This is a genomic window from Paenibacillus sp. Y951 (assembly GCF_056786395.1).
In genome coordinates this window covers 125726-150363 of record NZ_JBXCIY010000008.1, presented here as the reverse complement: position 1 = coordinate 150363, position 24638 = coordinate 125726, and the positions used below count along the sequence as shown (strand labels likewise).

Below are 24638 nucleotides of genomic sequence, written 5' to 3'. Positions count from 1 at the left end.
GTAAGTGCAAGATGATCCAAAGCAACAAGAAATACTGCGGAGAAAACAGTTTTCATTCAGACTTAATGTGTTTTTCTTTATCGTATTTGTTGTATTTAGCATACTTATTGTGCGATTAGCAGTATTGCAATTCGTAGAAGGACCAACATTTGTTAGTGCAATCAATAAAAAATATGAGCGCAATGTTCCAATAGCTCCAATTCGCGGTAATATTTATGATGCTAATGGTTATCCGATCGCCTATTCTACTTCAACGCAATCAATCTATTACAACATTCAACCTGCCGTTAGAGGCGGTAAATCTAGTAATGAACAAGCGGAAGAAATGGCAGAAAAGTTAGCAGAAGTATTTGAGGAATTTGGTAGTTCCGAAAAAATGATGACGAAGGAAGATATTATTCGTCAAATGGATCTTGTATTTAGTCGTAATATTATGTCTACTCCTCGTCGCATTAAGAAAGATTTAACGAATGAAGAGCTAGCGTATATTATGGAAAATCAATCGGATTTTGTTGGTGTAACTCTGCTTGAGGAAAGTGTACGGAATTATGACGAAAATTCGATAGCGGTTCAGCTTGTCGGTTATTTGAAAAAATATAGTGGTGTAAGAACGACTTCTGATTTTTATAAAGAAAAGTTGTCAATAACAGATCATTTGTATAAATATATCGAAGAAGAAGAAGTTGGACTGGATGGCATTGAATATATGTATCAGGATATTCTTCGTGGTGTTAATGGTGTAAAAAAATATCCAGTTAATAATCAAGGGGTAATAACAGGGGATATAAGTATAACGAATCCTACGAAGGGCTCCGATCTGTACCTTACGATAGATAAAGAAGTTCAGCTTCATACGGAGAAATCTATTATGAGTCATCTGGAGAAGATTCGTAATTCGAGTTATTCCTCTGAACGAGCGCCTTATGCCGTAACGGGCTATGCTGTAGCAATGGAAGTAGAGACTGGGAAAGTGATATCAATGGCGAGCATGCCAGATTATGATCCGAATATTTGGGCAGGCGGTAGCATAACCCAGGAAGTTTACGATAATCATGAGTATGTGCTGAATAACGGAACGATCCGGCCTGTATATGGTCCTTATAAAACAGAGGAAGAACGTAATCGACATCCTGGCTCGATTGTACCGATGGGCTCCACAATTAAGCCATTAACCGTCTTAATTGGATTGAATGAAGGCTTTTTCACTACAGAGTCGGAGTACAATGATAGGGGTAGATTTGCATATGGTAAAAAAGGGTATGAACGGTATATTGGTAACTCTGGTGGTCATGCTTATGGGTTAACAGATGGGGCAAGAGCTATTGAGAAATCATCCAATACTTTTATGGCAGATTGGATTGGTAATAAGCTATATATGCGTGGCTCAGTTGATGGTCTATCGAGTATAGATATATGGGATTCCTATATGAAGCAGTTCGGACTTGGCGTTACAACTGGCAGTGGCTTGTTACGTGAGCATGCTGGTGTTATCGAATACTATGGCGAAGCAGAGCGAGGTAGTAAGCAATCTGCCTTAGTGCAAGCTTCATTCGGTCAACAAGGTCGTTATACTACCCTCCAATTAGCTCAGTTTACAGCTACACTTGCTAATCGGGGCGTACGCTTAAAGCCACAATTTGTTAATGAAGTTCGTTCAGCAACTGGCGAATTACTGCAAAGCTTTGAGCCAGAAGTACTGAATGAAGTAGATATGCCAGAGGCGTATTGGAAAGAAATAGAGACCGGTATGGGAAAAGTAGGGGTACAAGGGTTTGCGGGATTTGAGCATACGTTTAACCGGAAAACAGGGACATCTGAGCAGGAAGTAGCGGGCAGACGAGCGGAAAATGCAGTATTTATTGCCTATGCTCCTGCAGAAAATCCGAAGCTAGCAGTAGCAGTCGTTGTTCCTGATGGCGGTTTTGGTGGATGGGGTGCTGCTCCAATTGCTCGCCAAATGTTTGATGCGTATGATGCAGTCTATGGACTTGGAGATAAACCCAATGATAAGTTGTATGAATCGTTGTTCGGGAAACCGAGAGTGAGCGGGGATGCTGTAGCGGGCGATATTGCTGATGGTAGCACTGCGGAGGGAGCTACACAAACCGGTAATGCTGCGGAGTAATTATCAAGGATTAGTTCAATAGGTGTAAGTGTCAACAGCTGTACGATGAGCTGGACACTTGCACCTTTTTTTTATGGAAAATATTTCTCGAGATCAACAATGTTTCCTTTGACCAACTTTGTAAGAGTGGCATAGAATAAATTATTATAAGGAAGGGAGTCGTTTTTAATGCGCAATATTCCTCGAAATTCTGCAGTGAGAAGATTTGAATTAATGGTGAAAATGGTCATGCTAATATTTCTACTTACAATTGGTAATCATTTATAATGGGTAACAAAGTAATGGTCTAGCTTCTTCTCCAACTGGAGAAGGAGCTTTTGTTGTGTTAAGTATGGTAATATTAAGTATCCATTAAAAAGATTTGGGGGACTGAAAATGAATCAATATAAACTAATTGCTTTAGACATGGATGGAACGGTACTTAATGATGAGAGTGTAATTAGTGAAGAAAATATTCATTGGATCAACAAAGCGAAAGCTGCTGGAGTGACAGTTATGTTCTCTACAGGGCGCGGCTTCAATAAAACGATTGATTATGTAGAACAATTACAACTTGACTCACCAATCATTACAGTCAATGGTAGTGAAATATGGGAGAAACCTTATCAGTTACTCGATCGTACATTATTAGACCATCTATGGGTTGAAAAATTATATGAACTTGCCAACCGTTATCCAGAGGCATGGATTTGGGCATATACGACAGAAGAAATTTATAATAAAGAAAACTGGAATGAGCTTAAAGGTCAGTATGGTCAGCATGAATGGTTGAAATTTGGCTATTATGTTGAGGATATCGAGATGATCACAGCAATTCGAACAGAGATCCAGCAATGGGGTCAACTAGAGTTATCGAACTCCTCATTATATAATATCGAGATTAATCCATTCAATACTTCCAAAGCAACAGCACTCCAGAAGCTTTGTAATCATATGGGCATTAAGATGGAGCAAGTCATCGCGATGGGTGATAGTTTGAATGATATTAAAGCGATTCAGCAATGTGGACTAGGTGTAGCTATGGAGAACGCGCAGGATGAAGTAAAACATGCTGCCGATTATATTACTTCGTCAAATAATGACGATGGAGTAGCTGCTGTTATACGTAAATTTATTTTCAATCTATAGTTGCATTCAACGAACATGATGTTGTAAAGTGAGGTGGAATATGGAAATAATAGGCATCGTTTTAGTCGTTCTGCTGTTTGTTATTGGAATGATCGGAACAGTATATCCTATCTTACCAGGTGTTTTTTCCATATATGCTGCGTTTTTTGTATATGGTTTCTTTATTAGCTTTGAAAAGTTTGGATTTTGGTTTTGGTGTATCCAAACGGTGATCCTTCTAGCTTTACTTATTGCTGATTATGCCGTTGGTGCAATGGGCGTGAAAAAGTTTGGCGGTTCAAAAGCTTCTATCATTGGCTCCACGATCGGAATTATTATTGGTCCATTTGTATTGCCAGCATTCGGATTAATAATAGGCCCGTTTGTAGGAGCAGTATTAGGGGAATTACTGATCGGAACTAAGTTTAAGCGGTCTATGCTTATTGGCTGGGGATCATTAGTGGGGCTATTTAGCAGTATTGTAATCAAAATCATCCTGCAGCTTATTATGATTATTGTATTTATTTTATGGATATGGGTTTGGTAAGGTAATATATGAAAACTAGTTAATGCTTCCGAGGTGATTTTTCATGTTTCGGGAGGATGCTCAAGTAGTTTATGAAAAATTGCAGGAGGTTATCGAATGATTAATGTGACGATTTGGAATGAGTTTTTGCACGAAAAGGAACATGAAGAGGTAACACGAGTGTATCCCGAAGGGATACATATTACACTGCAAAAGGGATTAGCATCAGATGAGTTGAATATTCGTACAGCAACGCTTGAGGAAGCTGAGCATGGATTAACTGAAGAAGTACTACAGCAAACAGATGTACTTGTGTGGTGGGGACATATGGGGCATGATCGCGTGGAGGATCATATTGTTGATCGTGTGCATGCACGTGTAATGGAAGGTATGGGGTTAATCGTACTTCATTCCGCTCATTTCTCTAAAATTTTCAAAAAGCTGATGGGGACAGGCTGCGATTTGAAATGGCGTGAGGCTAACGAGAAAGAACGGCTTTGGGTCGTTAATCCAGGTCATCGTATTGCTGAGGGGCTACCTGAATATATTACGTTGGAGCATGAAGAAATGTATGGCGAGCATTTTGATATTCCAGCTCCAGATGAATTAGTTTTCTTAAGCTGGTTCCAAGGCGGAGAAGTATTCCGCAGTGGTTGTACATTCTATCGTGGACAAGGTAAAATCTTCTACTTTAGACCAGGTCATGAGACATTCCCGACCTATTACAACGAACATATTCTAAAAGTTATCGACAATAGTATTCATTGGGCTAAGCCAACGATAACAGCAACGCCAGTAAGAGGGAATCATCAGCCACTAGAGACTTTGTAAGAGGTAGTTCAGAAAGCCTGCTTTTTGAACTTATACTATATTAATCAATTTAGATGGAATGGACTTAGATATCATATGTTGAAAAAGGATTCATTACTTAAAGGTACACTTATTCTAGCATTAGCAGCTCTAGTTGCTCGCGTATTAGGTATGTTCCAACGTATTCCGCTCGAATATATGTTGAACGAAGATGGACAGGCCGCATTTATTGCCGCTAACCAAATTTATTTGCTATTACTAGTTATTGCTACGGCTGGCTTTCCTAGCGCAATAAGTAAAATGGTTTCTGAAAGAATGGCTGAAGGTAAGCATCAAGAAGCAAAACGCATCTACAAAGCGGCTCTCGTCTTTGGGGCCGTTACAGGATTGTTATTAGCTCTGTTTATGTATATTTTTGCACCTATGTATGCTTCCATTGCTAATAAAGGTTCTATTACTCTTGCAGTACAAGCGATAGCACCTGCTTTAATTCTTTTTCCAGTCATTGCGATGATGAGAGGCTATTTCCAAGGTCGCCAGATGATGGCGGCAGGCGGTATTTCACAAATTGTGGAGCAGTTTGCCCGTGTTATCCTCGGTTTATTACTTGGTTATATTTTCTTAAGCCTTGGCTATAGTGATGATTGGGCTGCTGCTGCGATTACGTTTGGTAGCGTATTTGGTAGTATTGGTGCATTTGCAGTTATGTTACATTATGCTCGTAAACTTAAAATTCAAGATAAGAAGTACGAAGGGAATTTCAATGCTGAAGCTAGAGCGGCATTAATGCCTAATCAACCATTTACAATTGAAAATGGTCCTCAGCTGAAATTCAGAACAATTTATAGTGAAATATTGAAAATGTCTTTACCAGCTCTCGTAACTTCTATGACAATAAATTTGGTGTATACCTTTGATACAACCTTTTTCTATCGGATTACAGAAAAGGTGTATAGTCTTGTTCATGCAACAGAAGTATATGCTGATCTCGGTATAAAAGCTCAATCATTGGCGGGTATTCCTCCGATCTTAGCTATTGCATTAGGATCTTCTATTATTCCGATTATTTCGGCTGCCTTTGCCCGAAAAGATCAGCAAGAGGTGAACAAACAAACTTCTGCTGTTCTGAAAATTGTATGTATTACAGGTGTTCCCATCGCTTTATACTTAACGGTTTCTGCTTATTCAGTTACGGGATTATTATTTACTAGCACACGTGGTAGTGAAGTTGTAGCGATGTTATGTATAGGTACAATATTACAAATTACAATGATGACTACAAACTCGATTTTATATGGAATGGGCAAACAACGTCAGACGATGGTTAATACTTTAATCGGACTAGCTGCCAAAGTTATTATTAGTACTCTTTGCGGTATGTATTTTGGGGTTGCTGGTTTTATTATTGGTTCAACAGTATGTTTCCTAGCCGTTACGTTACTAAATTTATATTTGATCCGTAAAGATGTTCAACTACAAGTACTTGGCAAGCGTTGGATACCATATTTGATTGCGGTTATTATTTCTGCCGGGGCAGCGTGGTTAACTCAATATGGAGTATTAGAACTTACGGCTAATATTGCTAATAAGTTATCGTATCTACTTGCAGTTATTACATCAGGAATAATTTTAAGTCTTTTGTACGGTATATTATTGCTTAAACTTAAAGTAATAACGACAACAGATGTCGAATCATTGCCTGGGAAATTACGCGGACCAATGAAGAAAGTTATGCGGGTACTTAGGGCAGGATAATGAATGTAAAGTAGTTGGGATACTGCAAAAAAATTGCCTAGACACTAATTGGCTTTGTTACGCCACAGTTGCAGCACTCGGTGCATATTAAAGCTACTTATGGCTTTATTATTGCGCCGCATAAGCACCATAGTGTGCAAAAAAACGGACTCACAGTACACTAATTAGTGTACAACTTACACATTAGGATGTAAGAGGACACACAGAACGTTATGGATAGGTTTACGCTCAACATTCATTAGTATTTGAGTGTATAAGGTCCTCTGAGTCCGCGTAAACTCCAAATAAGCGGAAAATACGGAAATAACGTCCTTACAGTCCGCTAATTTGCTTAGAATGCTTTCGATGCTACTTTTTGTTAACAGAGAGGTTTATCTAGAAGATACAAAAAATTGTAGGAGGAATGAAGACGATGAATAAAATTACAACGGATTCACAATATCGGGAACAAATTGTACAAGAGCATTTAACGATTATTGTATTCAAAACAACATGGTGCGGCGATTGTCATTACATTAATCCCTTCATGCCGGAATTAGAAGAACAATATAAAGGTAAGGTTGAATTCTATGAAATTGATCGTGATGAATTACCTGATCTTTGTTCTGAATTGAATATTCTTGGTATACCAAGCTTTGTTGCATTCAAAAATGGTCGAGAACTGGTTCGTTTTGTTAACAAATTACGTAAAACACGTGAGGAGATTGAACAGTTTGTGAACCGTGCACTTGATGTTGCCGATGCAATCTAGTTATGGCTTAAGTTTCACATTTTGAACATGGCTTTTACCTAATTGTGTAGCTATAATTAATGTAACATAATAATTGGAATTAGGTGAATACATGAATGTTTCAAAAGGATTTCGCTTTTTTGCAATGATTTCCTGCTTAGGTATGCTACTTGTACTGTTAGGCGGTGCATTAGTAACAAATACAGATTCTGGTGCCGGCTGTGGTACGGATTGGCCTCTCTGTAATGGTAAATTTATACCTGCGTATACAGTTGATTCAATGATTGAATATTCTCACAGAGCAGTTAGCGGCGTGGAAGGTCTTATCGTTGCGGGTGTCTTTATCGCTATTTACCGTATGTACAAGCGTGAAGGTAAAACGTATCGTGAGCCAATGCAATATGCTTGGTATGCACTACTATTTACGATAATACAAGCATTAATGGGGGCAGCTGCTGTAAAATGGCCCCAATCCGATGCTGTTATGGCGATTCATTTTGGCATATCTTTAATTGCCTTCGCTGCAACGTTATTACTCGTTATCTGGTGTTATCGTGATAAAAAAGGTATTGTAGAGACGGCTCGCTATCCTCGATCGCTTTTACCGTGGGCAATAGCCATTTCGATCTATACGTATGGTGTTGTATATTTAGGAGCTTTCATTCGTCATACAGATTCAGCAGGTGGTTGCCTCGGCTGGCCTTTATGTAATGGAGAAGTTGTACCTGAGTTATCAGGAGCTACTGGAATAGCATTTATACACAGAGTAGCTGCTGCAATATTAGGAATTCTACTTATAACATTGCATTTCTACATCAAGCGATTAACTGGAAAGAGCTCATTGACGAAATCGTCAGCTGTAATTGTTATTCTCGTTATTGCTCAAATATTCAGCGGTGCTTGGCTAGTCTATACGATTGGTAATACAAACTGGTTTATATTTACAAGTTTACTCCATAACTTAATAATTGTTGCGCTGTTCGGCTTATTAGTGGATCTTGTTATTCGCTCTTGGATATATCGCAAGGAAGAATGATGCATGAAGCTGCTATTGCCCCAAGGAATAGCAGCTTTTTTGTCGCATACGAACATAAGTGACTGTTTGAACATTTTTTAATAATAGAGATTCAGATTTGAAGTCGAATAAGCTTCCTTTATTACATCGTTATCAAAGTCCAATAGCATAAGAATGGAGTGAGAAGTATGCTGCAGTTTATGTTTCAACAACCGGAACAGCCACCAACAGGGAAGTACGCTGAAGTAGATCAATTATTAGAGAAATTCGCTATGCAAATGGCGAAGCGAAGTAGCAAAGCGGATGATAACAAGGACAAGTGGACGAAATTTGAAATATGGACGTTAGGTTTACAGGCATCACTCCGTGAATTATATGCGAGTCATTATGCTGCACAAAATTTTCGTGAAAAGATTGTTTTAAATTCGATAAAAGAGATGGACGCAGAGCAAAAAATAGATTACGCTAGGTATGTATATTTTGACAAAAATGGCTTTATAAGAGTCTTCTCGCTACTTGATAAATTAGGAACTTTTTTGAATGCTCTATTGGAATTAAAAACGGAGAAAATAAAAGCACACTTTTCTTATTTTACTGTTTTACGAATGATGCGCGAACGACAAGTACATGTGAAATTAACTCAGCCATTGAATGAGTTAAAGGAACAAAGTAAGGAACCAACACATCGTCTTCGTAAACGAAGAAATACGGAAACGCATTATATGAATTCTGAAATGCATGATGATTTAATTCAACGAACGAGAATGTATGGCCAAGAATTAGTGCTAGAAAATTTAGATCAACAGATGAAAGATTTAGCGGTTGGTTTAGATTTAGCAATGCAATCAATTAAGCTTACATTCGAATATGCTCAGATACTGGTGCATCGTAATTAACCCGCGTTTCATGAAGTAAGGTAGTTCGAACTGATCGGATGTGATTACTTTGAACTTTTATCGGAGAAGGAGAATGTTTATGGAGCTTAAGGGGAAAAAAGCTTTAATAACAGGAAGTGCAAAGGGATTAGGAAAACGAACTGCGATGGAACTGGCCTCAAAGGGTTGTAGTATTATGATTCATTATATGGAAAGTGAACAAGAAGCGCTTGAAGTACGCAGGCAATTGTTGAAGCTGGGTGTCGATGCAACCGTCGTTCAAGCTGATATCGCGAAGCCAGAGGGCATTGATAAGCTCACAGTAGCTGTAGAGGCTTGGGGCGGTGTGGACATTCTTGTTAATAATGCGGGTCCTTTCGTAAGAGAGCGTAAATTATTCCAGCAATACGATGAAGAACTAATTACTTCACTTGTACAAGGGAATTTATTGTCAGTTATGCAGTTGAATCATAGACTATTACCTTATATGCGTGAAAAACGATGGGGAAGAATTATCCATTTTGGCTTTGGACATGCTAATGAAGCGCGCGCATGGCCACAACGAGCTGTTTATGCTGCTGCCAAAACGGCGTTAGTTTCATTTACAAAATCACTTGCCGTTGAAGAAGCACCTAATGGTATTACTGTTAATCTGATTGGACCTGGAGATATTAAAGGTGACTATAAGGAAAAGTCGATCCATGAAGCCATTAATGATTTGGATGGCGAGACGCCTATCGGTAGACCTGGTACAGGTGAAGATGTTGCACGTGTTATTTCTTTTTTATGTGATGAGAAATCGAGTTATTTAACGGGAAACATTATCGATGTTACTGGCGGATTTGATCCCATTCGAGCTAATATTGTAAAATAAGAAAGGCGATCCAATTCCCTGTGATGGGATGGATCGCCTTTTTGACCACATAGTAGCGGTTATATTAGAATACTTGAACAACCTCTACGATGCCATCTACTTCTTCAAGCAGTGCACGCTCAATACCAGCTTTTAGCGTAATTGTAGAACTTGGGCAGCTTCCGCATGCACCCATTAGACGAAGCTTAACGTAACCATCTTCCACGTCTACTAGTTCGACGTCACCGCCATCACGTTGTAGAAATGGACGAAGTTTGTCAAGAACGTCTAATACTTCATCATATTGTGTATCTTGTACTTGTTCACTCATTGCATTCATCTCCTTTCTCCTCTATTATAGTACAAAGTAAAGAAAAATCATACTAAAGTCAATTAAGAACTTGAAAAGTAAGGTGTTATAAACATGATGAAACCTACAGTTGAATTTTGTGCAGGTAATATGCATCACGGCACAGAAAAATTACTTGATAAATATGAAGCAGATGACGACTTTGAAGGAACGGAATTTGGCTGCTTAGGTAATTGCGGCGAATGTTATTTGAAGCCATTTGCACTAGTGAATGGATCAATCGTCGCAGCAGATTCCGTTACAGAGTTAGAGCAGCGAATAGAGCAGTTTCTCATCGATGAGGAGGAGAATACCGCAGCACTAGATAAGCTGCTGGATATGCTATAAAGCGGAAGTTCAAGAAGCTGACTTTGATAACTGGTTCGATACAGTAATCAGATCTCGGTGAGTGAAAAGATTTACCTGAACGGACACAGAAGCCGTTATTTGTGAAATTTAGGGTTGAATAGAATTTTAAAGGACACAGAAGCCGTTATTTGCACTTAATGGAGTCAAAATTCATCAAATCCTATAGAATAAGCGCATCTGTGTCCGGTAAAATCGATAATAGAGGCATACAGAGCAAATAAGGTCTCTGGTGTCCGTTTATCCAACGAGTGAAGAAATCAAAACCAACCTTGATTGATATTCAAGCACTGATTTTTGTTTTGAGCCTGCGAACGCCCAATCTTAATGCTTAGCGCGCCATAATACACCGCTTTTAATTAATCGCGGTATTCTTCCACGCATCGAAAGTTTCCCCATTACACCGAAACCGCTATGTTTACCAAGTGCCCCAAGTGTACCTCTAAGCTTGAATGGTTCTAACTGAAGGGAATAATTATTCCATATCGCATGAAGTACTTTCGCTACACGTTCTCCTTGTAAGCCAGCTACTTGAGCGCTTGGTGAATATTCTGAGCTCACGCAATCACCAATTACAAAAATATGCGGATCATCAAGCAGTTGATACTGTTCATTAACAATTAATCTGCCCTGATTATCTTTGGCAGCTTGTAATTGTTGAACTAATGCTACGGGCTGAATTCCTGCAGTCCAAAGAATTGAATTCGCTTCGATCGGACGAGATTGATTCTCGGCATATAACACCCCGGACTCAATTCGATGGAGTGCCGTATTAATTAATAAATTAACGTCATGCTCCAGAAACCATTCCGCTACATAAGTTTGCACATTTGAGGGGAAACTTCCTAATAGATTTGGACCACGATTGATTAATGCGATGTTAATATCGGGACGACTTTCACGAAGCTCAGATGCCATTTCAACGCCACTTAGTCCACCGCCTACAATGGTAACTTGTCCATAAGGCTTCACATTATTCAGATCAGCATAAGCTTTTCGAGCAGCTTGGAATGTTTGTAAACTATTCGCATATTGCGACGCACCTTCAACACCATGATAATGATCGATACAGCCAAGACCGATAACGAGTGAATCATAGTAAATGGGATCATGACCTACTACGTGTACAGTCTTTTGTTCACGATTAATTTCAATGATTTCGCCTAAAGCTAAGTGTACATCCGGGGAATTAGGAAAGGCAACTCGTAACTGTAGATCGGATGCTGTTCCAGCAGCAAGAGCATAATATTCTGTTTTCAACCCTTGAAAAGGTGAACGATCGACAAGTGTAATTGAAGTCCCTTTCGGTAATCCTTTATTCAATAACTCATTTATTAATGCTAAGCCACCATATCCTCCACCGAGAACAACTAAGTTATAACTCATTTTGTCATCTCCAATTTTTAGTAACCGAACCATTTAGAGTGCTATAAAATAGAAGTAATATTGATCATTATAAAGTAAGCTTGCTATATAGTACAATCCCTCTATTATAGCGAGCAGTTTGAGATGGGATATTAACAATTGCTTAGAAACGAATCCGTTCATCTATTGAGCAATAAGAAATAGTGGAGTATACTTATACTATATTAAGGTAAGTGAATATCTCTAATCGAGATTATAATAACGTATCGGCTTCCGATGCTACTTTTCATTACAAAGTAGTATTTTGGAAAGTACATGAAAAGTTTTAGGAGGAAATAAGATGATTACAATAACTGAACTTGCAGGAGAAAAGCTTGGTGAGATGCTTGCAGCGGAAGAAAACGACCAAATGTTTTTACGTGTAGGTGTAAAAGAGGGTGGCTGTAGTGGTTTCTCTTACGGTATGGGATTCGATGATGAAGAGCAAGAAGGAGACACTTTACTTCAAGTAGATGGTCTTAAAGTTGCAGTAGATGTAGAAAGCGCAAAATATTTACGTGGTCTTGTTATCGACTATAAAGAAGCGGCAATGAGTGGTGGATTTACGATAGAAAATCCAAATGCATCAGCTACTTGCGGTTGTGGTTCTAGCTTCCGTACAGCCGTAGATGCAGGTAATCCAGCAGCTGATCCTTGTTAATTGTGAATTGAAGAAAGGGGATCATCTCTCAGTCATTAAAATGACTGAGAGATGATCCCCTTTTATCTGTTATATCTATACTATTATGCGGCGAGTAAGATGCCTCTAATTGACTTTAAGTGGAGCTCATTCACTTTAATTGATTACGTGTCCTCGATATTTCGATAAGCTCTGTTGCAGGAGCTTGGGAAAGGAGATAGATTCCATTTCCATAGTCGAGTGAAGTCAGATTGTTATGATTAGAATGGATTTTAGTCCGAATATAGACGAAAGGAGCGTTATAATCTTGCTTAATATCAATGCTTCCTGCTAATGGTAGCCCATCCTTATTTTCAATAGTTGAATCTTTACTATATTGAATGGAAGTAAGCAATGTTGCGTCATTAGAGGAAGTATAATCGTAAGGTAGCTTCTCGTTATTTGAATATGCACCAGGTGAATTCCACGATTGTATGGCTTCGGCTGGAGCATCATTTACATCAAAATGCCATGTTCCGATCGGTAGAGACATAGGTGGCATAGATAATGTTGTAATTTCAATGCCAGAGGTTTCATACTGCCCAGTTTCAAGCGCTTTGTAGTGAATGATAATATCATAACGATGATAAGATGTGATTGGATCAGTGTCTTCTGTAACCCTATATTGTTGAATGGCAAGCTGTTGCTGAGCTCCAATGAATTGCATAGTAATGATGTCTTCCGACTGGAAGGATAGTTTTTTCTTAGAATATAAAGTTGCTGCAATCTGCTGCTCTGTATTAACTTCGACAGCAATATAAGCATCCATCCATGCCATAAACGGCTTATCGGAATTTTCGGAGCTACAACCACCTAATGTCAACAACATAGTGAACAGTAAGATTATCGTAAATATACGCTTCATATTAACCTCCTATTATTTTAACTTCCAAATTACTTCGAAATTCCTACTAATCATATACATATAGAACAAACCAGATAGGTAGTAGATTCATTAACTGAAAAGCGTAATAAGTGCTGGACCCTGTGACAAGACAAGCAAATAAGAAGAAGCTTACAAGAGTTAACCCAGCCGCAGCAAGCTTGCGTAATATGTAGGATAAGCAATAACTAATCACTTCCATATATGAGCACTCCTTTGTAAAGAGTATACATGAGTGGAAGTATATTGGAAATGTTTGGTGGCAGATAAATACAGAAGCATGACTAATGCGATCTCAAACTTAGGAATTGGTGCCGATGAGGGCGGAGAAGATAACTCAGCTCCATAGACTATAAAATTAATGTCTATGGAGCTGAGGGGAGAAAAATAGCTAAATGGAGTAACAAATTGCTTTGTTTGTACATTAAGCGCAGAAGAGACATAAAGCAACTATTAAAATAAAAATGAGCCTCCAGAATATCGCCTCTGGAGGCTCACCTTGCATTAAGGGAGTCAAATTCGCCCCTTAACAGCTTAAGTTTTTCTAACACACTAATTATCAGTAACTTCATGCCCAAGTGGAGAGAATTTAATCACTCTCCTGCGCCGTAGCGGACTCCGATTAGTTCTTGGAGAGGCTACATAATAACAGGAATGTTCAATGAAGCTTCAAGCTGCTGCTTAATGCTTGCCATTTGCTCCTGTGAAGGAGGTTTAATATGGTCAAGCTCATAGTCTAGCCCAAGACTTTGCCATTTGAATTTACCCATTTCGTGGTATGGAAGTAGCTCTACCTTTTCGACCGTAGGTAGGCTAGCGACCAGCTTGGCTAGTGCATCAACATCTTCTGGATCAGTAGTCAATGTGGGCAGTACTACATGCCTAATCCATAGCTTCGTGCCATATTCAGTTACATGCCTGGCCATTCGTAATATACGTTCATTAGATTGAGTCGTTAGCGCTATATGTTTCTGCTCATTTGCTTGCTTTAGATCGAGTAAGATTAGATCTAATACATCTAGCAATTTAGTTGAATCCAGATGAGATGGCTCGCAGAAACCAGATGAATCCATCGCAATATGGAGCTGATGTCTACGTTTCAATTCCCTGCCTAGTGCAGCAAGAAATGGGGCTTGTAGTGACGGCTCGCCACCTGAGAAGGTGACTCCGCCGCCAGAAGTACGATAGTAATTAAGATAAGGTTCAATTTCCGCAATGACTTCATCGACTGTCATTACTTTACCTGTCGTCATATCCCATGTATCCGGATTATGACAAAACTGACAACGAAGTGCACAGCCTTGCATGAAGAGTACGAACCGAATACCAGGACCATCAACTGTTCCGAACGTTTCGAAGGAGTGAATACGTCCTTTCATGTGACGATCATGTTCTATTTGCTGAGCAAGATTCGCCATTACATTTCACCGTGGAATGTACGACTGATGACCTCAAGCTGTTGCTCCTTCGTCAGCTTAATAAAGTTAACAGCATAGCCAGATACACGAACAGTTAGCTGTGGATATAACTCAGGATGTGCCATTGCATCTTGTAATGTTTCACGATCAAATACGTTGACGTTAAGATGATGTGCATGCTGCGACATATACGTATCAAGCAGTGCTGTTAAGTTGTTCTTCCGAGTCGCTTCATCTTTACCAAGTGCACGACCAACAATCGAGAACGTATTGGAAATACCATCAAGCGAATCTTCATACGGTAGTTTAGCAACACTACTTAGCGATGCTAATGCACCTTTTCGGTCACGACCATGCATCGGGTTAGCACCAGGAGCGAATGGCTCACCAGCTTTACGACCATCTGGTGTTGTACCTGTTTTCTTACCGTAAACGACATTGGATGTAATTGTGAGCACAGATTGTGTTGTCACAGCATTACGATACGTTGGATGTTTTCTTAGCTTCTCCATAAAGCGGTGTACAAGGTCTACAGCAATTTGGTCAACGCGATCATCATTGTTACCGTATTGTGGGTATTCTCCCTTTGTACGGAAATCAACTGCAATGCCTTGCTCATTGCGAATCGGATATACTTTAGCGAATTTAATAGCGCTCAAGCTGTCGGCAACGACGGATAGGCCAGCGATACCAGTTGCCATCGTACGCAAAATTTCACGGTCATGCAGCGCAAATTCTAATCGCTCATAGCTATATTTATCATGCATATAGTGAATAACATTTAACGTATTGATATATAATCCTGCCAGCCAATCCATGACATGATCAAAGCGTTGCATAACCTCTTCATAATCAAGTACCTCGGATTGTAGTGCAGGTAGTGCAGTAGCAACGACAGGGAGGTTCATCTTCTCATCGACGCCACCATTAATCGCATATAGTAACGCTTTTGCTAAATTAGCTCGTGCGCCAAAAAATTGCATTTGTTTGCCGATCCGCATAGCAGATACACAGCAGGCGATACCGTAGTCATCGCCGAATGTCGGACGCATTAGGTCATCATTCTCATATTGTATAGAGCTCGTTTCAATCGATACTTTGGCGCAATATTTTTTGAATGCACTAGGTAAATCTGTAGACCAAAGCACCGTTAAGTTCGGTTCTGGTGAAGGCCCAAGCGTATACAATGTATGCAAAATACGGTATGAAGATTTCGTCACCATTGGGATTCCGGTCGTCGTAACGCCACCAATAGATTCTGTTACCCAAGTAGGATCACCACTGAATAGTTCATTGTAATCTGGTGTACGAAGGAATTTCACAATACGTAATTTCATAACGAAATGATCCATTAGCTGCTGCGCTTCTTGCTCTGTCAATGTACCTTCTTGCAGATCACGCTCAATATAAATATCGATGAATGTAGAGACACGACCTAAGCTCATCGCTGCGCCATTTTGCTCTTTAATAGCTGCAAGATAAGCGAAGTATAACCATTGAATCGCTTCTTGTGCTGTTTCTGCAGGGCGAGCTATATCATATCCATAGGTAGCTGCCATTTCTTTCAATTCTTGTAGCGAGCGAATTTGCTCGGAATGTTCTTCACGTTCACGAATCGTGTCTTCAATCATTGGTGAAGCATCGGTTAACGTTTTGTCTGCTAATTTACATTGAATAAGATGATCAACACCGTATAATGCGACTCGACGATAATCACCGATAATGCGCCCACGACCATAAGCATCTGGTAATCCAGTTATGATACCCGTTTTACGTGCTAGCCGCATCTGGGGTGTATAAGCATCGAATACCCCTTGGTTATGCGTTTTACGAATCGTAGTGAACACATCGACTAGCTCTTGCGGAACTTCATATCCGTATGCCTTACAAGCATCTACGACCATTTTAATACCGCCAAATGGTTGGACAGAACGCTTGAAGGGAGCATCAGTTTGGACGCCGACAATTTGTTCAAGCTCTTGATTGATATAACCAGGTGCATGAGAAGTAATTGTAGAAACCGTCATTGTATCAACATCCCATACGCCACCACGCTGGATCTCTTCACGAGAAAGTTGACTAATCCGATCCCATAACTTAGTTGTTGCTTCCGTTGCAGTTGTTAGAAATTGCTCATCACCAGTGTAGGAGCTCATATTGCGAACGATAAAATCTCGTACATCGATCTCGTCTGACCATTGTCCTTCTTCAAAGCTACGCCATGCTGCAACATTACCTTTTACTGTATTTAATGTACTCATGCTTATTCCTCCATATCATGTTGAATTTGAAATTGAAGTTGAGATGCATTTATTTATTGAAATTCACCGTAGAAAGCTTGACGGTAAAGCTGTGAAAGCTCAGCTACTAAAGGAAGTCTTGGATTGTAGTTCGTGTACTGATCCTCAAATGCTCGCTCGGCAAGATAATCTACTTTAGAGTCAAAAGAAATGGCAGAGATGCCACATTGCTCGAAGCTGTCAGGTATACCAAGTGAACGATTGAGCTGTCTCACACATAGTATCAAACTATTTACACCTTCATTGGTCGTATGGGCAGGTAAGCCAGCTAAGCGAGCGATTTCTGCATAGCGTATATCTGCTTGGAAATGTTTATAGTTGGAGAAGTTTTGAAATTTTGTCGGTCGAGAAGCATTGTAACGAATAATATGAGGCAACAGAATTGCATTGACTCGACCATGCGGTAATTGAAATTCCGCACTGAATTTATGGGAAAGGCTATGACAGATTCCAAGAAATGCATTGGAGAACGCCATGCCTGCAATCGTTGATGCATTATGCATTTTCTCACGCGCAACAGGATCAGCTATTGCATGGGATTTTTCTAAATTCTCTATAACAAGCTGAATTGCTTTAATCGCTAACCCATCGCTGAAATCATTGGCCATAATCGAAACGTAAGCTTCAATCGCATGTGTTAGTACATCCATGCCAGTATCACCAATGACTGTAGGTGAGAGCGAAGCGGTATATTCAGAATCGATAATCGCGACATCAGGTATCAATTCATAATCTGCTAGCGGATATTTGGAATGCCCTTTGCTAACATCGGTAATCGTAGCGAAGGAGGTAACTTCAGATCCAGTTCCTGATGTTGTCGGAATAGCAACAAGCTTAGCGCGTTTACCGAGTGTAGGGTATTTATATACTCGATTGCGAATGTTCATAAATTTCATTTTGATCGTATCAAAGCTTGTTTCTGGACTTTCATAAAATAACCACATCGCTTTGGCAGCATCTATTGCAGAACCACCGCCCAGTGCAATAATACAATCTGGTTTAAAGGCGTTCATCCGCTCGGTACCTTGCATAACGATATCGATCGTAGGCTCATGTTCTACTTTGGCAAAAATTTCGATTTGTACAGGTTCACTACGTTTGCGTAGGAAGTATTGAACTTTATCAACATATCCAAGCTGCTCCATACGCTGATCCGTAATGATGATGATGCGATGTATATCATGCATTTTTGTTAAATACTGTGTCGCACCAGCTGAAAAATATAGCTTCGGTGGAATTTTGAACCATTGCATATCGACATTGCGATTAGATACATGTTTAAGGTGAAGGAGCTCCATATTCATTCGCTGATGATTACTTGATGATTGATAGCCAAATGATGCGAATGGGGATTGGTCACGTTCTTGATTATTCATCGCCGCTTGAATGGATGGTGCGTTAACGATGACGCGATTGCTTAATAATTGTTGGCTGAATTTCTGAATAATAGACTCATTATGACTATGAATAATCGCTGAATGTTTCCCGTGACCTAGCGCTATAAGCTGCTGAGCAAGCGTAATGGCCATGTCGGCATCATCTACAATATAGAGTGCAAGAATTGGACAAGCTTTTACTGCAGAGAAAGGAAAGGCTGCACCAACCTGATCTTGTGGAACAATTAATAGCTTTGTATCCTCAGGTATATCTAGCTCAATCGCATGGGCAATAGCAAGCGCTGATTTGCCAATATAATTAGCATTGAGATTACCTTGTTCATTGAAAATATGGTTCATTAGCGTATTGCTTTCCTCTTCGTTAAGGAAGTAACAGCCTAGTACTTTCATCATTCGTACGACTTGATTATAAATTTGTTGATCGACGAGTACTGCTTGTTCCGAAGTAAACATCATGCTATTGTCAAAATTTTTAGACAATATTAGATCTGTAATAGCCTGTTTCAAATCTGCAGTGCGCTCAATATAGCAAGGAACGTTTCCATAGGAAACACTTAATGTCGATTTCCCTAGTTGTTTGGCAGCCTGCAGTAAATCGTTATCTCCATTAGAAATGACTAAGGCTACATTCTCATGAGACATAAGCGCGTGTGTTGCTGCATGAGTAGAATGATCCACCCATTGAATACAGAAGGCGGGTGCACCGGAAAGAATAGCTGCATCTCGAACACTTTGAACGGCTTCAATGCCACAACGTGTCACTTCTTTTTGAAATACAAAGATAATCGGATTACGTGTTTTCACCGCTACTAAACATTGAAATAATGTAGTTGCAACAGGTGAAACTTCTGTAATTAACGTAACAAGGGTGCCAATTGGTTCAGCAATGACTTTGTATTGCTCATATGGATTATTTTCAATTTCTCCAACTGTTTTCATATATTTCAATTGATGATATATGCCTTCCGTGGCATTCATATTTTTCATGATTTTATCTTCGAATACACCACGTTTTGTCTCGTCCAGCTCAAGTTTTGCCAGTTCCATATGGCGACCAATTCCTGCAAGTGCCATATGCTGAACAATCTCGTCGATTTGTTCCTGGTTCATCGTACTAAATTGCTCTGCGGCTATAGCTGCACGCTCAATACTTAGCTGAATATGAAGATCATCTTTATTGAAATGTTGGAGCTTCGACTCATGTAATGCCATAGCTCATCACTCCTTAACCTGTTCATACTTTTATGACGATGATAATAAATCCATTGTAGAGTAGATGCGGTTAAAACGATGTGCTAAATATCACAAAGTTTATGAGGAATCATTATGACAGTGTAGCTAGATTAGTTTGAGTGTAGGAAGTAGTAAGATAGCTGGGGTAGAAAAGTAGCGAAGGAGCGGTGACAACCGAAAAAGAGTAGGGTCGTCCGCAAAAGTAACTAAAACGGCTCATGGACAGTAAAAATGGAGTCCCTGGAGCATAAAAGTAACAAAAACGGCTCGTAGACAGTAAAAATGGAGTCCCTGGAGCATAAAAGTAACAAAAACGGCTCATGGACAGTAAAAATGGAGTCCCTGGAGCATAAAAGTAACTAAAACGGCTCATAGACAGTAAAAATGGAGTCCCTGGAGCATAAAAGTAACAAATGCGCCTCGTAGACAGTAAAAATGGAGTCCCTGGAGCATAAAAGTAACAAAAACGGCTCGTAGACAGTAAAAATGGAGTCCCTGGAGCATAAAAGTAACAAAAACGGCTCGTAGACAGTAAAAATGGAGTCCCTGAAGCATAAAAGTAACAAAAACGGCTCATGGACAGTAAAAATGGAGTCCCTGGAGCATAAAAGTAACAAAAACGGCTCGTAGACAGTAAAAATGGAGTCCCTGAAGCATAAAAGTAACAAATGCGCCTCGTAGACAGTAAAAATGGAGTCCCTGGAGCATAAAAGTAACTAAAACGGCTCGTAGACAGTAAAAATGGAGTCCCTGGAGCATAAAAGTAACAAAAACGGCTCATGGACAGTAAAAATGTAGTCCCTGGAGCATAAAAGTAACAAAAATGGCTCGTAGACAGTAAAAATGGAGTCTGTATCCAATAAATCATCAATAGGGTCTACTAGAATGTCGAAATGGTATCGACTTTCCAAGTAGCCCTTTCTTTTCTTATAGTCGGCATATTTCTTTTGGACAAGTAGGGCATATCGGGCAACCAGCCATATCCTTCAAAGCATCAAGGTTGGTTACTTTCAAGTAGCCAGTACTTTCACTGCATATGATCCCATCTCTTTTCATGGAAGCAAGCAAGCGATTAATACCTTCCCTCGTTGTTCCTACTAATTCTGCGAGCTCATTGTTCGTTAATTTTATATCAATATGAATGTGCTGATTGGCTTGCTTCTCGCCAAAGCTGTTGCATAGACGGATAAGTGTAGATGCAAGCGCACCGTTTTTTCCACCCATTAGTAGATCACGTAGCTTAGATTCTGTTTTACGTTGGATAAGACCCATCCACATCGCATATCGATAAGCAAAATCTCCGTATTTGACCATTAGCATTTCAAGCTGCAATCTAGGAATAATCCCTACTTCTACTTGATCTATCGTTTCGGCAGTATAACGATGGGTCGTGTCCCAAGCATCAATGTCGGCAATCATATCATCAGGTTGTAAAATAGATAGTAGAAGATCTTTGCCGTCCGAAGCAGATTTGCGCAGTTTAACGCGACCTTTCAATATCCAGTACACTGCATTCGCATCATCGCCTTCCCAGAATAGGTGCGTGCCAGCGGAGTATTTTTTGGTATGCATGACTGAAGCAAGAAGGTCGAGTTGCTCATCTGTAAACACAGTGCTTAGAGAACCTGGTCTATAATTGTTACTCGGTCTTTTCGCTTTAGTTGTTTCTGTATCGTAGTAAATACTCATCTAAGCCTCATCCTTTCTGGTGCGGTTTCTATATTTATACTATACGTTGTTATGACAATACTTAATATCGGGGAATGCCCTACATCGGTTTAAGGTATCTCCCTAACATACACTTGACCTATTCGCTGGTATGATATAGAGGTAACTAGTCGGAAAGGAGCAGGTTTATGACTCCAACTCAAATTATTGTAGAAGAGAAGCTACAACAATTGTTAAAGCGTACAAAAAGCGATCTCACAGCTATTGGAGTTTTAGATCGTGCAACTAGAAAGCTCCACTGGTATCCCGTGTACGGTAGCGTAAGCAATCGTACGCAGCGAATTCGACAGCAGATCAATCTCGGTCTGACAGGCGAAGTATTGCGTACAGGAAGCTTCTTACAATCCCGAGCAGCCAAGCATGAAATCTTTGACTTGGGTGAATCGATTATGCTGACAGAGAAACTGCTCCATGCAGCAGTTTGGCCGATTACATTGGATCAGCATCAAATTAATGGTGCTATATTAATAGGTAAACGTTATGAAGGCAATTATGATGCTCAGCAAGTTGAAGCTGGGGCTGAAGTTGTACATGAGCTTACCGATTATTGCGCTCATTATATAGATAACAATCATTATTAAGCCTAATCCCTGACATTCCCTGCTAGAATTTTACGGAATTCGTACATTTTGCTGTAAACATTCATGTTTACCGTTATAATAAATGTAGATAATGACGTGATGAAAGGGTTGTATAGATGATTAGGCTTCTTATATGTGATGATCACGCAGTTGTTCGATCAGGTCTATCGATGCTATTACATGGTCGTTATGACATAGAAGTTGTAGGTGAAGCTTCAGAAGGTGATGAAGCGATTGCGCTAGCGAGTAAGCATCTGCCCAATGTTGTACTAATGGATCTCAGTATGCCGCATGGCAAGGATGGAATGACGGCGTCTGCTGAGTTGAAAAAGCTGCTACCACAAGTCAATATTCTTATACTTACGATGCACGATGATGAGCAATATTTGTTCCAAGCGATTAAGGTTGGGGCGTCCGGATATATATTAAAAAATGCACCTCATGATGAGCTTGTAGGTGCGATTCAAGCGGTTGCGAAAGGTGAAGCTTATCTCTATCCTTCTGCAACGAAGAAGTTAATGAGCGAATTTATGAATCGGAAAAGTATAGAACCAGCCGATGATACAGCTTACATGAGTCTTTCAGAACGTGAGAAGGAAGTATTGGGCTGGCTTGCCAAAGGGTATGCGAATAAAGAGATTGCCCAAAATCTATTTATAAGTGTAAAAACGGTTGAAGCTCATAAAAGTAATATTATGGAGAAGCTTAGCTTGAAAACTAGACCTGAGTTGATTAAATTCGCTTTGCAAAAGGGGCTGCTGCAATTTGATGAAGATGAACAATAATCGAACCCGACGGCAGTACTTTGAACAAACTGATGTTTTACTGTCTCGTTTGGAAGAAGTGATGGAAGACAATGAATTGTTTGAACGGACGAAGAAATCGTTAGAAGAGTTAATTGATGTGCAATTTGCATTAGGTGTATCTTCGATCGTCGCGATTACTGATGTGTGCGGTAAAATTCAATATATTAATGATAAATTCGTAGAAATATCGCAATATTCGGAAGCGGAGCTGATCGGTCAGGACCATCGAATCATTAATTCTGGTCACCATCCTAAAGCTTTTTTCAAGGAGCTATGGTGTACGATTTCGCGTGGTGAGGTTTGGAAGGGCGAGATCAAAAATCGTGCAAAGGATGGTACGTTCTATTGGGTCAATACGACGATTGTTCCGTTTCTCGATGAATTAGACCAACCGTACCAGTATTTGGCGATCCGTAATGAAGTAACTAAGCTTAAGCTTGCTGAGAAAGAACTTAAAGATATGATGGTTAAAGTGATGGAAGTTCAGGAAGAAGAGCGAAAACGCATTTCACGAGAGCTGCATGATGGTATCGGACAAAGTTTATTTTCGTTTATGATTCAAATCGATCGAATGTTAGCCGATCATGAGCAATTAACGGAGCTACAACAATTAAGAAGTAATGTAGCGCTGATGATGCAGGATGTTCGCAGTATGGCCTGGCAGCTTCGTCCATCTGTGCTAGATGATCTTGGTGTAGAGCCAGCGATCAAAACATATTTGGACAATTATACAGATCATTTCGGAATAAAAGTCGAATTGGTTGGTCGGCTGAAGCAGCGTTTGACCTCTACAAAGGAAACGGTAATTTATCGTATTATTCAAGAAGGGTTAACGAATATTGCGAAATATGCAGATGTAGATGAGGCTGTAGTAGCATTTGAAGATTATGCAGAGCGGGTCGTTATTACGATTAGAGATCAAGGTGTAGGCTTCAATTATGGTGAACTGGAGCGGACGGGCGTAGGTTTATTCAGTATGGAGGAGCGTGCCAACAGTGTAGGCGGCACTCTTCTAGTGGAATCAGCACAAGGAAAAGGGACGACGATAACGTTGACGATACCGAAATAACAATATTTAATAGAATATTAACAGACGACCGCTATGTAGGGACTTCCCTAATAGCGGTCGTTTTTGAGCTATAACGTGATACTTACAGCATCTAATCGAAAGTCTAGCGACAATTTCTACACTGGTTCATAGCTTACCTTACGCAATACATTCGTTAAGGTATGGCAGACATGGATGTATAAGCGACATGAAGTCGTTAATACTAAACCATAGGATCGTGAAAGAGGTCATAACCTACCGACTTTCATAATCTTTTTATCTTCTTCTCTACGGCGTATATCCTTCGGTTGGGGTATACGCCCTTTTTTTCGTTACATAATATCATTTTTTTCTGTTTTTACCTACTCGTGCTCTTATTAGATCAATTAAGTGCCCAAGAATCGCCCAAAAGGCTATATGTTGTAAATAAAGAATTGGTAAGAACAAATAAGTAGTATCGGGGTTTTCATTGATTCTTGATAACCACTTAATGTTCAGCCAGTTTATCGGATTTGTAATAAAAATGATTATGTTATAATCATCACTTCCCGACATATTGAAAAAGCATATCAAAATTGAAAATATAATAAACCAAAACGAAAACCTTTTTATAATTGGCATCATTGACCAACTCCATTTTTAGATTAATA

General features: G+C 39.7%; 21 protein-coding genes. 14 read left to right on the top strand and 7 right to left on the bottom strand.

The window, feature by feature from the left end; translation table 11 throughout:
- Positions 1–4 precede the first annotated feature (4 nt).
- From AC1TPB_RS13660 to AC1TPB_RS13620, 9 genes are all read left to right on the top strand, one after another.
- Positions 5–2125, top strand: a complete 2121-nt coding sequence (locus AC1TPB_RS13660) for a peptidoglycan D,D-transpeptidase FtsI family protein (protein ID WP_482076997.1) — start codon at positions 5–7, stop codon at positions 2123–2125.
- Between the two features lie 375 nt (positions 2126–2500).
- Complete coding sequence (locus AC1TPB_RS13655; RefSeq protein ID WP_482076996.1) at positions 2501–3253, top strand: Cof-type HAD-IIB family hydrolase; 753 nt, start codon at positions 2501–2503, stop codon at positions 3251–3253.
- Positions 3254–3293: 40 nt separating this feature from the next.
- Positions 3294–3779 carry a DUF456 domain-containing protein gene (locus AC1TPB_RS13650; RefSeq protein ID WP_482076995.1) on the top strand — a complete coding sequence of 162 codons (486 nt, stop codon included), beginning with the start codon at positions 3294–3296 and terminating at the stop codon, positions 3777–3779.
- Positions 3780–3875: 96 nt separating this feature from the next.
- Positions 3876–4589 carry a ThuA domain-containing protein gene (locus tag AC1TPB_RS13645; protein WP_482076994.1) on the top strand — a complete coding sequence of 238 codons (714 nt, stop codon included), beginning with the start codon at positions 3876–3878 and terminating at the stop codon, positions 4587–4589.
- A 24-nt stretch (positions 4590–4613) separates the two neighbouring features.
- Positions 4614–6323, top strand: a complete 1710-nt coding sequence (locus AC1TPB_RS13640; protein ID WP_482076993.1) for a putative polysaccharide biosynthesis protein — start codon at positions 4614–4616, stop codon at positions 6321–6323.
- Between the two features lie 412 nt (positions 6324–6735).
- The gene (locus AC1TPB_RS13635) at positions 6736–7074 is read left to right on the top strand and encodes a thioredoxin family protein (protein ID WP_482076992.1); all 339 of its coding nucleotides are present in this window, start codon (positions 6736–6738) and stop codon (positions 7072–7074) included.
- A gap of 91 nt (positions 7075–7165) precedes the next feature.
- Positions 7166–8089: a COX15/CtaA family protein gene (locus AC1TPB_RS13630; protein ID WP_482076991.1), complete on the top strand. Its 924-nt coding sequence runs from the start codon at positions 7166–7168 to the stop codon at positions 8087–8089.
- A gap of 167 nt (positions 8090–8256) precedes the next feature.
- Positions 8257–8964: a Cthe_2314 family HEPN domain-containing protein gene (locus AC1TPB_RS13625; protein WP_482076990.1), complete on the top strand. Its 708-nt coding sequence runs from the start codon at positions 8257–8259 to the stop codon at positions 8962–8964.
- A 79-nt stretch (positions 8965–9043) separates the two neighbouring features.
- Positions 9044–9817: an SDR family oxidoreductase gene (locus AC1TPB_RS13620; RefSeq protein ID WP_482076989.1), complete on the top strand. Its 774-nt coding sequence runs from the start codon at positions 9044–9046 to the stop codon at positions 9815–9817.
- Positions 9818–9881: 64 nt separating this feature from the next.
- Here the strand turns inward: AC1TPB_RS13620 and AC1TPB_RS13615 are convergent, their stop codons facing one another.
- Positions 9882–10127 carry a NifU family protein gene (locus tag AC1TPB_RS13615; RefSeq protein ID WP_482076988.1) on the bottom strand — a complete coding sequence of 82 codons (246 nt, stop codon included), beginning with the start codon at positions 10125–10127 and terminating at the stop codon, positions 9882–9884.
- Between the two features lie 93 nt (positions 10128–10220).
- Between AC1TPB_RS13615 and AC1TPB_RS13610 the strand changes: the two genes are divergently transcribed.
- Positions 10221–10493, top strand: a complete 273-nt coding sequence (locus AC1TPB_RS13610) for a YuzB family protein (protein WP_482076987.1) — start codon at positions 10221–10223, stop codon at positions 10491–10493.
- Positions 10494–10835: 342 nt separating this feature from the next.
- On the opposite strand, the gene AC1TPB_RS13605 is transcribed toward AC1TPB_RS13610, so the two are convergent.
- Entirely contained in the window at positions 10836–11897 is a 1062-nt protein-coding gene (locus AC1TPB_RS13605) for an NAD(P)/FAD-dependent oxidoreductase (protein WP_482076986.1), read from the bottom strand.
- Positions 11898–12216: 319 nt separating this feature from the next.
- Between AC1TPB_RS13605 and AC1TPB_RS13600 the strand changes: the two genes are divergently transcribed.
- Complete coding sequence (locus AC1TPB_RS13600; RefSeq protein ID WP_482076985.1) at positions 12217–12576, top strand: HesB/IscA family protein; 360 nt, start codon at positions 12217–12219, stop codon at positions 12574–12576.
- A 130-nt stretch (positions 12577–12706) separates the two neighbouring features.
- On the opposite strand, the gene AC1TPB_RS13595 is transcribed toward AC1TPB_RS13600, so the two are convergent.
- The 5 genes from AC1TPB_RS13595 to AC1TPB_RS13575 form a co-directional block, all read right to left on the bottom strand.
- Positions 12707–13459: a hypothetical protein gene (locus AC1TPB_RS13595; RefSeq protein WP_482076984.1), complete on the bottom strand. Its 753-nt coding sequence runs from the start codon at positions 13457–13459 to the stop codon at positions 12707–12709.
- Positions 13460–14115: 656 nt separating this feature from the next.
- A complete protein-coding gene (pflA, locus tag AC1TPB_RS13590) occupies positions 14116–14856 on the bottom strand; it encodes a pyruvate formate-lyase-activating protein (protein WP_482077074.1) in 741 nt (246 codons plus the stop codon).
- Between the two features lie 38 nt (positions 14857–14894).
- The gene (gene pflB, locus AC1TPB_RS13585; RefSeq protein ID WP_482076983.1) at positions 14895–17156 is read right to left on the bottom strand and encodes a formate C-acetyltransferase; all 2262 of its coding nucleotides are present in this window, start codon (positions 17154–17156) and stop codon (positions 14895–14897) included.
- 53 nt (positions 17157–17209) lie between these two features.
- Positions 17210–19804: a bifunctional acetaldehyde-CoA/alcohol dehydrogenase gene (adhE, locus tag AC1TPB_RS13580; protein WP_482076982.1), complete on the bottom strand. Its 2595-nt coding sequence runs from the start codon at positions 19802–19804 to the stop codon at positions 17210–17212.
- Between the two features lie 948 nt (positions 19805–20752).
- Positions 20753–21514 (bottom strand): Crp/Fnr family transcriptional regulator, encoded by a 762-nt coding sequence (locus AC1TPB_RS13575; RefSeq protein WP_482062450.1) that lies wholly within the window; start codon positions 21512–21514, stop codon positions 20753–20755.
- 167 nt (positions 21515–21681) lie between these two features.
- Between AC1TPB_RS13575 and AC1TPB_RS13570 the strand changes: the two genes are divergently transcribed.
- From AC1TPB_RS13570 to AC1TPB_RS13560, 3 genes are all read left to right on the top strand, one after another.
- A complete protein-coding gene (locus AC1TPB_RS13570) occupies positions 21682–22134 on the top strand; it encodes a GAF domain-containing protein (RefSeq protein ID WP_482062451.1) in 453 nt (150 codons plus the stop codon).
- Between the two features lie 116 nt (positions 22135–22250).
- Positions 22251–22919: a response regulator transcription factor gene (locus AC1TPB_RS13565; protein WP_482076981.1), complete on the top strand. Its 669-nt coding sequence runs from the start codon at positions 22251–22253 to the stop codon at positions 22917–22919.
- Complete coding sequence (locus AC1TPB_RS13560) at positions 22909–24009, top strand: PAS domain-containing sensor histidine kinase (protein WP_482077073.1); 1101 nt, start codon at positions 22909–22911, stop codon at positions 24007–24009. The genes AC1TPB_RS13565 and AC1TPB_RS13560 overlap by 11 nt, the downstream gene beginning before the upstream one ends.
- Positions 24010–24638: the final 629 nt, after the last annotated feature.